This is a genomic window from Pseudomonas sp. UBA6310 (assembly GCF_002438225.1).
Classification (GTDB): Bacteria; Pseudomonadota; Gammaproteobacteria; order Pseudomonadales; family Pseudomonadaceae; genus Pseudomonas_O; species Pseudomonas_O kuykendallii.
In genome coordinates, this window is the sequence record NZ_DJTK01000024.1 from 1 (window position 1) to 11,775 (window position 11,775).

Below are 11,775 nucleotides of genomic sequence, written 5' to 3' on the forward strand. Positions count from 1 at the left end.
CGATGGCCGGCGACGAAGATGCGTTGAGGCTGCTGCATGCTCAGTTCTCCACGGAGACCGGAACGTCATGGCCGTGCCGCTTCAGCAGGGCGTGGCGCTGGGCGACCTTGAGGTCTTCGCGGACCATCTCGGCGCACATTTCCTGCACGGTGATTTCCGGGGTCCAGCCGAGCTTCTGCTTGGCCTTGCTCGGATCGCCGAGGAGGGTTTCCACTTCGGCCGGACGGAAATAGCGCGGATCGACGCGCACGATGGTGTCACCGACCTTCAGCGCCGGAGCCAGATCGCCCTCGATGCGCTCGACGATGGCCTGCTCGTCGACGCCCTGGCCTTCGAAGCGCAGGGTGATGCCCAGCTCGGCGGCCGACCAGCTGATGAACTCGCGCACCGAGTACTGCACGCCGGTGGCGATGACGAAGTCGTCGGGGGTTTCCTGCTGCAGCATCATCCACTGCATGCGTACGTAGTCCTTGGCGTGGCCCCAGTCGCGCAGCGAATCCATGTTGCCCATGAACAGGCAGGACTCCAGACCCTGGGCGATGTTGGCCAGGCCACGGGTGATCTTGCGGGTCACGAAGGTTTCGCCACGGCGCGGCGACTCGTGGTTGAAGAGAATGCCGTTGCAGGCGTACATGCCGTAGGCCTCGCGGTAGTTCACCGTGATCCAGTAGGCGTAGAGCTTGGCCACCGCGTAGGGCGAGCGCGGGTAGAAGGGCGTGGTTTCCTTCTGCGGGATTTCCTGCACCAGGCCGTAGAGCTCGGACGTCGAGGCCTGATAGAAACGGGTTTTCTTCTCCAGCCCGAGCAGGCGGATGGCTTCGAGGATGCGCAGGGTGCCCATGCCGTCGACGTCGGCGGTGTATTCCGGCGCTTCGAAGCTCACCGCCACGTGGGATTGCGCGCCGAGGTTGTAGACCTCGTCCGGCTGCACTTCCTGGATGATGCGGGTGAGGTTGGACGAGTCGTTGAGGTCGCCGTAGTGGAGCACGAAGTTTTTGTTCTCGACATGCGGGTCCTGGTAGATGTGATCCACCCGCTGCGTGTTGAACAACGAAGCGCGGCGCTTGATGCCGTGTACTTCATAGCCCTTCTCGAGAAGGAACTCGGCCAGGTAGGAACCATCCTGTCCGGTGATCCCAGTGATGAGCGCCCGCTTCAAAGTAAATTTCTCCCCAGCAACTCTTCATAAGCTTCAATGGTTTTTTTGTACGTCATATCCCAGCTAAACATCTGGCCACGAGCCAAACCTAGATCGACCAACACTCGACGGGTATCAAGGTCGGAAACAGCCTCCAACGCGCAAGCAATTTCCTCAGGCGAACCTTTTTCTAACAAAAGCGCTGCGTTACCAGCCACCTCAGGAATAGACGAGGCGTTAACCGCAATGACAGGGCAACCCGCCCTCATCGCCTCTAGTATGGGTATACCAAACCCTTCATACAATGAAGGATATACTAGGCACAATGCAGTATTATACAAAACATTCAACTCGTCATTCGAAATGTAGCCAGCATGCCGGTATCGCCCCGGGAGATTCTTTTCCAAAAAATCCAACTCTTGAGAACTAAACCCCCCCCCTCCCACACAAACGAGAGTTAAATCTTTAATAAAAGAAAGCGCTTTCACAACGGATATGAAATTTTTATAACCCTGCCTTGTACCTACAAACAAGACCTCATGATTAAACCCTCTCCCAAGAAAACAATAATCATGAGACACGCCGTTATGGACAACTCTTATTTTCGAGTCTAAATCTTTACCATAGAATTCAAGAAGATCAGCCTTGGTACTATTCGATACACACAACAACAAATCTGACTGCATGACAGCGTTTTTTTTCTGTAGTGAATGGGCATATTTTTTGATCCCCGAGGAAAACTTTTCGTAAGTAAAATCATGCACTGTAGTTACAACCGCACACCGACCATTATATGGCAAGCGATAATATGTAGAGTGAAAAATATCTACAGGAAATCTCAAAGGAACACGACGATATCTCTCTAAATATCGCACCTTACCATAACGCTTCAAATAATACAGATGTTGAGGCAGCCTAGAAACCAACTCGTTAAATAAAACAGATATACCACCACCACCTTGCAGAGAGTATATTATACCATCATAAAATATCATAATCTCCCCTTACTTAAAGGATACCTAATGAAAATACAAAACAAAGTTAACATACTAACTAATGAAAACAAAAACTCGAAAGACCTAAAAACAGGGACCGTAAACGATGTAGATAAACCCCAAGCAATCATATAGTAAGCCGGAATAAATATTAATTTTTGCATAGAAAATCTTTTTTGAATATATGCAAGAAAAAATCCAAACCCCGCCAAAAAACATAAGAAAAACAAACCAAAATCTACATACAAATAAGAAAATAGATTTTGGGCAGGATTCCAGATCCACTCATAGTTTTTGCACTCGAAATCTGTCCCCACCAAAGTACTGAGTACAAAATTTGCCGGAGACAGCACAAGCGAAAAGCCAAATGAATTACAACCTAGCGTCTCCAATACCTTTTGGAAATTATAAATACCCAGTTTACTGTACAAAAAAACAAAATCCGCAACGCCAAACCCTTTGAGCCTTGAACCTGAAAGGAAATCAAGCATCAAAAAGAGACCCGCGAAAAGCGTTGAAATTGTTGCGAGCCGAAGCCAAGTAAAATTCAGCCGAACCAAAAAAGCGATACTTACAGCTATAGCAATGGCCAAAAAAACTATTCGATTCATTACAAGCACCGAACAAAAAACCGATACAATAAACGCTAACGCGGTTAAAAAGCTCAAACGATGCCTACACCGAGCCACAAAGGAGCCATGAACCCGTAGAGAAAAGGCAGCTAAGAAAACCGCCACGGGGAAAATATGGAACATTTTCACATAACCGGGTAAGCCGCCCTGACTCGACGGGGTAAGATAGTACTCCCTGAGTTCTGACGATGCTTCTCCAGCCAAGAATTTCCCAACATAATATTCTAAACCCACAGCTGTTTGGATCTGGAGCAAAACCGACATAGCTCCAGCCAGAACTAAAAGACAAGAAAGAATAAAGAACCATATCGATAGATCACACTGCGCCTCAGACAACCAAGCCGGTTTGTTTGCGACCCTTACACACAAGAAAAACACAACATAACCAAACATGGCAAAAAACATACCGAGGCACTGCAGAAATATCGCATCCCGGGCATCTACAAAGCTTAGCTGGCTAAAATCAAAAAAAAGGCCAACCAAAGGTAGGCCATTAAAAAGTAAAAATAATAACAACAACAAATGACACCTAATAAATCCCAACTGGATCACCTACCTAACTATAATTCCAGTAAAAATCCCAAGCATTTCGGACAAATAATATCTTAATTTGCCACGATTAAAAATCAATAAATAAAACAAATAAAGAGAAACCAGAAAAACCCTTTTGGCCAAGCGAAAAAACATACGATGCTTGACACACAATCGAGCAAAGCCACACCTATAACTAAAAACCCGTCTAATTTCCGCCGGATCTTGATAACCGGCAATTTTGTTAGGATGATATATTTTTAGCTCTGGCGTGTAATAGAGCTTTAGCGAATCGTAAAGCAACCGAAGCACCAAGTCATACGCTTCCTCAGCCCCATGAAAAGTACCAACACCGAGGAACTCATCGAATTCATATAAGGAAAATATTTTTCTTTTAATTACCATCGTTGCCTCAACGAACATACCTGCATGCTTTTTCAATGTCAGGTAGCCAGGTTGAGTACAGAAATCCACCACACTGTTTTTTCCATCCCTGTCTACACACCGTCCAAAAAGCACAGACAAATCCGACTGCCCATCGAAAATGGAATCACTTAATTGAAAAAATCCTGGAAGAATCTCCGCATCATCATCAGGAAAAAAAAAGAATTCTCCTCGGGCTCTGCGAGCTCCGTAATTCCGAGCTCTAGAGGCGCCCCTGAAGCTGACTTTAAGGTGGGTAATATCTAGCACGCTGGTAAACTTATTGATGACTTCAACAAGACGGTCATCCGCATTCTGATCCACAACAATAACTTCGAGAGATGAATAACGTTCAGCTGCGATTGAATTCAATAAAGCCTCGACTTCAGCCGCCCGCCCCAATGTTGGAACTATAACACTATATTTAATATTTTCCACGATCCCCCCAACGTCCATCCGAATTCGATACCAACACCAAAAAACCTAACGCTAAAGCAGATAAATAGCCTAAAACAAGGCTATAAACCGCACCATCCACACCATACCTTGGGATAAGACCATAGGCAGCGCCCACAACAATAGCGAGCACAATCAACCATTTAACTAACTGCCATTGCCCAAGCGCATATTTATTCACATAAGCGCTTAAGGCCAAATCCCCAAAATAAAGGATATTCACCACGGCAAGTAACTTTAGCAAGCTTGCCGACTCAGCGAAGCTTGGCCCATACAGAACGAACACTATCAAATTGGCGAAAATCATCAAACCAAAAGAAATAGCAAACCCAAGAGCAATCATAAACATGAATAATCCGACTATACGACGTTTAACCAATCCCAAACTAATATTAGAATAAATAAAATGAGGCGCTATAGATGCAACCACTACAGCTCCAATCAGGTTTAAATTTTCAGTCACCTGTACCGCTGCAGCGTAGATGCCAAGCTCCGCCGGAGAGGCTAATTCGTTTAGCAAGAGCCGGTCAACTTTCTGCACCAGGTACATCGCCACGAGCCCCCCCCAGAACGGGACTCCAGCGCGGAAAAGCCGCCTGAACTCCGGCCAGTCAAAAGATTGAACTTCAGTCCCGCGTAGGTAAATTCGATAGTAGATAATGAAAATTATCGCAAGAGCGAGGGCCTCAAGTACCCATATGCTCCCATACAATAAAACTGAAGAGAAGCCTAAAAAAAACAAAATTGCGATAGCAACCAGCTTAAGCCCACTTACTAGCACCTGCGCTATAGAAGACGGCCTGTTATTTGTATTCGCCTGCAGCCAGGCGATCATAACTCCAAAAGGCTCTTTAAAAAAGAGCATCAAACCCAATATGACGATCAATGATTTCTGCGACTCAGCCAGATAAAACCAAGCAAGACTGCACAACATAATAAAGGAAAAAAATGATGCTGCTAAGCGAAGCAAAAAGGAATTTACCAGCAATTTTTTCTTGTATTGTATGTCACTGGATGCGCATAAAGCCGGCACCAGTACTTCAGCGCCACAGATGTAAGTAACCGCCAGAAAAATATTAAATACGGAAATGGCGTATTGAAATTCTCCAAAACCCTTAACACCAAGCGAGCGCGCCAAAATTACATTTGCAACCAAACCAACCAATATAATCGCCCCCCTCTCAAGTAGAAGCCAAGTTATATTAGCAAAAACCTTCATACGCACTGTATAATTTTTCCATTTAGATGGTAGCTTTCAAAAGAGCTTCATGTAGTTCTTTTCGGACCCAATCCCTTTACCGAAAAAATTACTTCTTGACCGCCTTCGAAGGTCATGAAATTTGAAACTGGCTGTCATCTCAACCTGTGTGGTATTAGGACAGACAGCCTATACTTGCGGTAGCAAGCATGCACGAGAGGGTCAGCATTGCCTTGCTTGCCGAGTAAGGTGAGCCAGGCGCACAGTAAGTGGACTCGGTAAAAAGCTCAACGGTGCGTTCTAGATTACCGTACATCTCATTTGTAGAAATGTGATCGGACCGCCACCAGATAGACGGTTTTTTCGCCGAAGGCTCGCTGAGAGCATTGGCCCTTCGTCGTGAGCAGATAAGAGATACACCCGACGTGTCGATGTGCATATGAGTTGCGATCAGTGCCTTGATTATATTCAGCGAGAATCCGAGGGCCAATTAATCCGCGCGAGCCGTTACAGCTTTATAGGCTCCATTACTCTGGAACAACCTACAGTCAACCAGCAGGCTGCTGGCGTCACTCATGTGCAGCTGCCGGCACGAGCCGGTCATGCCCTCTTTGGCGCCATGTTGCTCGATGATCGGATAGCGCATGGTTAGTCCTTTAACAATCACTCAACGCACTCGCGACAAGCTAGTCACGAGCCCACTGAAAACATGAAGCGGGATTCTATCGGAGTTTCGGAGCCGCTGAGTCGTCAGCGGCATATCGGTGGGTGAACGGTCAGATCACAGGCGTGGGACGGCGCAGGTTTCGCACCAGCGCGATGAAGAGTCCGAGCATGCCTCCGAGCACCAGTGCGAGCGCAACGATCAGCGCCTTCTTCGGCTTGATAGGCTGGCGGGGTTCCACCGCGCTCTGGTCAATGGAGACCAGCTTGAGTGATTCCGTATCGAAATGCAGGGCACGCAGTCGCGCCGCCTCCTCGCGCCAGCCGGCGAGGTCCTTCAGGAACAGGTCTTCGTTTTCGCGGCTGTTGAGCACTTCGATCTGGCGGTTGTGCTCCAGCAACTTGAGTTCCCGGGCGATCTGCGCGATGCGTGGCTCGGTGAAATCATCGGAGCGGCGTGCCGATAGCGCCTTGCGCTCGGCCTCCAGCGCATTACTGCCCATGAAGTAGAGCGGTATCTGCTGATTGTTCACCTCGGTGCGGATCACGTTGCCCTGGCCGGTGATCTCGGCGGCGCCAAGCGAAGACGGCGTGGTGGGCTTGCTGATACCCAGCGATGTCGCGATCCGAATCGCTTCATCGAGCTGGTTGATGCGATCGTCGCGGCGGGTCTTCAACTGCTGGCGCAGCGCAGCGAGCTCGTCGTTCAACTGGGCGCGCTTGAGCGCGTCCGCCTCGCTCAGCTTGGCAATCTTGATCTCTTTGCTGGCCTCGTAATTGGCGCGAGCCGCTGCCATGTTCTTTTCCAGCTGGCTGAGCCTGTTGCCGATAAGCGTATCGAGGTCGGCCGCGACCTCGTTACGCACTTTATCCAGTGAGTACTGCACGAAGCCATTGACTAGCTCCACGCCATCGAGGTCTTGCGGATAGGTCAGCTGCAGGCCGACAAAAGCCGTCGTCCCCTCGGGCCTCTTGGGGTCGGGCTGCAGCAGTTTGAATGCCTCGTCGTTGAAGGCTTCGAACGTTTGTTCGAGGCTGCGGCCGGGCTGCGCCAGAACAGCGAACAGTGGCTGATTATCACGAAAGAAGCCAAGCCGGTTCTCATAGGAATCAAGCGCCGCTCCGACCTGGGCCAGCGCTTGCTTCGGCGACAGCTCGTAGATGCCCAGATGATTCAGCTCGTCGAGGTCCTTGATAGCCGCTGGCCGCAATACGCTCTGGACACTGTAGTAGCGGGGCGCGAGCAACGCATAGACAAGCCCGATGAGTCCTGCCAGGGCTGTAACGGCGATGATCAGCTTTTTTTGCTTCCAAAGCGCACTGACGAGCTGAACCAGATCGATCTCATCATTGGCAACGGGGCGTAGGGTTTGCGGGGAGGTCACAGCGTTCACGTCGAATTCCATCTCGTCGGTGTAAGGAGCAAATAGCAGCGTCCGGGTCGCGACCACAAAATAACCGAAACGTTCCTTCATATTTTGCGGGCCGCCATTTTGCCACCTGATCCACAAAAAACAAGCGATACGGATCACTTGGCGCGGCGTGCACCTGTCGTTCGATAGGAGGCCCACCTTTGGTGGCAAATGCGTTGGATTTTTAAGACAGGGCTGCGGCCTGCGTTCGTCGCGCGCCCACAGGGCTCGGTATGCCTGGCGGGTTCGTGGGCCGGCTGGGGCTGAAGGGTGCTTTGGGGACGTATCTGCTATCGCCGCAGCTCTACCACCCAGGCTTTATTGCAGCGACGCCGCTCGGGCTGCTTGCCGCCCATGGGGAAATCCCGAAAGAGAAAAGGTTAGTGCCTGCTGCGCGCCATCAGGCTACGCACCAGCGCTACGAACACTCCAAGCATGCCACCGAGGACAAGGCCTAAAGCAAGGATCATGGCTCTTTTCGGCTTAATCGGCTCTGACGGGGCCAATGCAAGCTGGTCCACCCGGACCAACCTCAGGCGCTCGGTGTCGAGCTTGATCCCCTTCAAGCGGGCTGCTTCTTCACGCAGCTCGGCTAGGTTGGTCAGGTAACGATCCTCACCCTCCCGCCCCTCCAGGATCTCGACTTCACGATTGTTTTCGAGCATCGCGAGCTCGGATTGTATCTCGGCTATGCGGGGCTCGATGAAATCGTCGGATTTCCGATTGGCAAGTGCATCGCGTTCGGCTGTCAGGGCCTCGGTTCCCAGGAAATACAACGGCGTTTCCTGATTGGTCACTTCAGTGCGAATGACCTGCGTGCCTCCACGGGACGCCGTCATGGCCAATGGGCTTGTCGGCGTGCGGATACCCAACGACTGGGCAATCGAAATAGCCTCGCTGAGCTGCTGGATGCGGTTGGTTCGGCGCGTTTTCAGTTCCTCGCGCAGAGCGGTGAGCTCATCCTGCAGCTGGGCACGCCTGAGGGCGCTCTCCTCCCGCAGGGCAGCAATTTTCGCTTCCTTGGAGGCGTTATAGTTCGCTCGCTGCGCCTCCATCTTCATATCCAGGCTGGCCAGACGGTTTTTGATCAGGCTTTCGATATCTTCGGCGATCTCGCGACGCTCAAGCTCCAGCACATAGGCGACAAAGCCATTCACGACTGACGCGCCATCCATTCCTTTCGGGTAGGTGAGTCGGAGGCCGACGAATGCACTGCGGTTATCCGTCCGTTTCGGATCCGGAAAGAGCATCTCGAATGCCTGTTCACTGAATTCGGCAAAGGTCCGCTCAGGCGAATCGCCATTCTTGGCGATGCGCTGAAAAAGCTCCTGGTTATTCAGGAAGAAATCGCGGCGGTTGTCATAGGACGAAAGCCCGGCAGCCATTCGGTTGATCGCTTCTTCCGGTGTGAGCTTGTAGATTCCGGTCTCGTTAAGCTGATCGAGGCTGCTCTGCGGGATGGGCCGAAGATAGGTTCTGGTTTGATAGTAAGGCGTCGCCAGGAAAGCGTACCCGGCAGCCATGAGCGTGACGATGAGGGTCACGCCAACGATCAAATGCTTCTGTCGCCAAAGCGCACGAAACAGTTCGACCAGATCAATCTCGTCAGTAGGGGAGACTTGGTGCTGCACTATCATCCGAATCCTTGTTATTGATGCACGTCAGCGCAAGCAAGCGAACCGGATTTTGTACACGACGGGCCGAAAAAGTTCCGTGAGCTGATGATTTCAAAGACTTTCTATGTAGACATGCCGCTGCTGCTACGCGGATACGACTGCCATTACTCGTCCTCGTTGACCCTGTCGCGCAGTTCCTTGCCCGGCTTGAAATGTGGGACGAATTTGCCGTCCAGAGTGACCGACTGCCCGGTCTTGGGATTACGGCCGACGCGGGGCGCGCGGTAATGGAGGGAGAAGCTGCCGAAGCCGCGAATCTCGATACGATCACCCGTGGCCAGGGCCTGGGACATTTGTTCCAGCATGGTCTTGATCGCCAGCTCGACATCCTTGGATGAAAGCTGACCTTGGTGAGTGACGATTCGCTCGATCAACTCCGACTTGGTCATGTTTTTCCCTTCTTTTTCAAGCGGCTAGATCATTTCGGGTGAATCGGTTTTAGCATGCTGGGCAGCGTTTGAACAGCCTTGCGAAGGGTTATGGAGACGATTCGGGAAAGAACCGCCATTGACGGAACCACATTGATCTGAAGAGCAGACCACCGACGATATGCAGCCAAGGCGAAGCCGCGCAAATCCGGATCGTCACTCGACCCGAGGCAACAGAGTATGCCGGCCCATTGTGGTGAATGGGCACGGGAAGTTTTGCGCGGTGCCCAGAGGGCGTGGCGGAATAAAGTGGGTGTATATACCGGCGTAGGGTGGATGACGCTTCACCCATCCACCGTGCGGTGGGTCGGTGGATGAAAGAGCGTCATCCACCCTAGGATTGAACAGTGACGGTCCGCTTTTTCGGCGTCCTCACCCGCCACCGTCAGCCAAGCAGCCGCTTTTTCGTCCAGCCTCCAGCGACCTTAACGAAGCGAGCACGCTTTCATGCAAAGCCGAAACGCGCATATGAAAAAGGGCGACCGAAGTCGCCCTTTTTCTATGGATCGCTGGAACTTAGTTCTGGCTTTCCATCTGAGCGCGGATCAGATCACCAATGGTGGTCGGACCGGTGCTTTCAGTTTCCTGCTTGGTACGCAGCTCCTTCATCGCGTCCTTTTCGTCTTCGACGTCTTTGGACTTGATGGAGAGGCTGATTACGCGGCTCTTGCGGTCGATGCTGATGATCTTGGCTTCGACTTCGTCGCCTTCTTTCAGCACGTTGCGCGCATCTTCGATGCGGTCGCGGCTGATTTCGGACGCTTTCAGGGTCGCTTCGATATCGTTGCCCAGGTCGATGATGGCGCCTTTGGCGTCAACTTCCTTCACGGTGCCACGAACGATGGTGCCCTTCTCGTTGAGCGACGCGTAGTTGGAGAACGGATCGTCTTCCAGCTGCTTGATGCCCAGGGAGATGCGCTCGCGCTCCGGATCGACCGAGAGGATGACGGTGTCGAGCTCGTCGCCCTTCTTGAAACGACGGACGGCTTCTTCACCGACTTCGTTCCAGGAGATGTCGGACAGGTGAACCAGACCGTCGATGCCGCCGTCCAGGCCGATGAAGATACCGAAATCGGTGATCGACTTGATGGTGCCGGAGATCTTGTCGCCCTTGTTGAAGCGGCTCGAGAAATCTTCCCATGGGTTGGATTTGCACTGCTTGATACCCAGGGAGATACGACGACGCTCTTCGTCGATGTCGAGAACCTGAACTTCCACTTCGTCGCCAACCTGAACGACCTTGGACGGGTGGATGTTCTTGTTGGTCCAATCCATCTCGGAGACGTGCACCAGGCCCTCCACGCCCTCTTCCAGCTCGGCGAAGCAGCCGTAGTCGGTGAGATTGGTGACGCGTGCGGTGACGCGGGTGCCTTCCGGGTAACGGGCCTTGATGGCAACCCATGGGTCTTCGCCCAGTTGCTTCAGACCCAGCGATACGCGATTGCGCTCGCGGTCGAACTTGAGCACCTTGACGTCGATCTCGTCGCCAACGTTGACGATCTCCGACGGGTGCTTGATGCGCTTCCAAGCCATGTCGGTGATGTGCAGCAGGCCGTCCACGCCACCGAGGTCGACGAATGCGCCGTAGTCGGTGAGGTTCTTGACGATACCTTTGACTTGCTGACCTTCCTGCAGGGATTCCAGCAGCGCTTCACGCTCGGCGCTGTTCTCGGCTTCCAGGACACTGCGACGGGAAACGACAACGTTGTTGCGCTTCTGGTCGAGTTTGATGACCTTGAACTCGAGTTCCTTGCCTTCCAGGTGAGTGGTGTCGCGCACCGGGCGGACATCCACCAGGGAGCCTGGCAGGAACGCACGGATACCGTTGACGTCGACGGTGAAACCGCCTTTGACCTTGCCGTTGATGACGCCCTTGACAACTTCTTCCGCTGCGAAAGCCGCTTCCAGAACGATCCAGCACTCTGCACGCTTGGCTTTTTCGCGGGACAGCTTGGTTTCACCGAAGCCATCTTCAACCGCGTCCAGCGCAACGTGAACTTCGTCACCCACGCTGATGGTCAGCTCGCCCTGTTCGTTGTAGAACTGCTCGACCGGGATGACGCCCTCGGATTTCAGACCGGCATGGACGGTGACCCAGTCACCATCGATGTCGACCACGATGCCGGTGATGATGGCGCCCGGCTGCATGTCGAGGGACTTCAGGCTTTCTTCAAAAAGTTCTGCAAAGCTTTCGCTCATGTTGATTCCTGTTGGTTCAAGGGC

General features: G+C 52.1%; 11 protein-coding genes. All 11 read right to left on the bottom strand.

From position 1 onward, the window contains the following. Positions 1–40: 40 nt before the first annotated feature. Positions 41–1,159 carry a GDP-mannose 4,6-dehydratase gene (gene gmd, locus B3E91_RS04730; protein ID WP_287028558.1) on the bottom strand — a complete coding sequence of 373 codons (1,119 nt, stop codon included), beginning with the start codon at positions 1,157–1,159 and terminating at the stop codon, positions 41–43. Beyond that, positions 1,156–2,133, bottom strand: a complete 978-nt coding sequence (locus B3E91_RS04735) for a glycosyltransferase family 4 protein (protein ID WP_287028559.1) — start codon at positions 2,131–2,133, stop codon at positions 1,156–1,158. The genes gmd and B3E91_RS04735 overlap by 4 nt, the downstream gene beginning before the upstream one ends. Beyond that, positions 2,130–3,284, bottom strand: coding sequence for a hypothetical protein (locus B3E91_RS04740; RefSeq protein ID WP_287028560.1), 1,155 nt, complete (start codon positions 3,282–3,284; stop codon positions 2,130–2,132). The genes B3E91_RS04735 and B3E91_RS04740 overlap by 4 nt, the downstream gene beginning before the upstream one ends. A gap of 33 nt (positions 3,285–3,317) precedes the next feature. Further along, positions 3,318–4,157: a glycosyltransferase family 2 protein gene (locus B3E91_RS04745; RefSeq protein WP_287028561.1), complete on the bottom strand. Its 840-nt coding sequence runs from the start codon at positions 4,155–4,157 to the stop codon at positions 3,318–3,320. Next, positions 4,144–5,394 (bottom strand): oligosaccharide flippase family protein, encoded by a 1,251-nt coding sequence (locus tag B3E91_RS04750; RefSeq protein ID WP_287028641.1) that lies wholly within the window; start codon positions 5,392–5,394, stop codon positions 4,144–4,146. Before B3E91_RS04750 ends, B3E91_RS04745 begins: the two co-directional genes overlap by 14 nt. A gap of 154 nt (positions 5,395–5,548) precedes the next feature. Beyond that, positions 5,549–5,812, bottom strand: coding sequence for a GDP-mannose 4,6-dehydratase (locus B3E91_RS22195; RefSeq protein WP_414708196.1), 264 nt, complete (start codon positions 5,810–5,812; stop codon positions 5,549–5,551). Between the two features lie 51 nt (positions 5,813–5,863). Continuing rightward, positions 5,864–6,019 (bottom strand): hypothetical protein, encoded by a 156-nt coding sequence (locus tag B3E91_RS04755; RefSeq protein ID WP_287028562.1) that lies wholly within the window; start codon positions 6,017–6,019, stop codon positions 5,864–5,866. 130 nt (positions 6,020–6,149) lie between these two features. Then, the gene (locus B3E91_RS04760; RefSeq protein WP_287028642.1) at positions 6,150–7,430 is read right to left on the bottom strand and encodes a Wzz/FepE/Etk N-terminal domain-containing protein; all 1,281 of its coding nucleotides are present in this window, start codon (positions 7,428–7,430) and stop codon (positions 6,150–6,152) included. Between the two features lie 398 nt (positions 7,431–7,828). After that, complete coding sequence (locus tag B3E91_RS04765; RefSeq protein ID WP_287028563.1) at positions 7,829–9,085, bottom strand: Wzz/FepE/Etk N-terminal domain-containing protein; 1,257 nt, start codon at positions 9,083–9,085, stop codon at positions 7,829–7,831. A gap of 143 nt (positions 9,086–9,228) precedes the next feature. Continuing rightward, positions 9,229–9,513 carry an integration host factor subunit beta gene (ihfB, locus tag B3E91_RS04770; protein WP_090231724.1) on the bottom strand — a complete coding sequence of 95 codons (285 nt, stop codon included), beginning with the start codon at positions 9,511–9,513 and terminating at the stop codon, positions 9,229–9,231. Between the two features lie 555 nt (positions 9,514–10,068). Beyond that, complete coding sequence (gene rpsA, locus B3E91_RS04775) at positions 10,069–11,751, bottom strand: 30S ribosomal protein S1 (RefSeq protein ID WP_287028564.1); 1,683 nt, start codon at positions 11,749–11,751, stop codon at positions 10,069–10,071. Positions 11,752–11,775 lie beyond the last annotated feature (24 nt).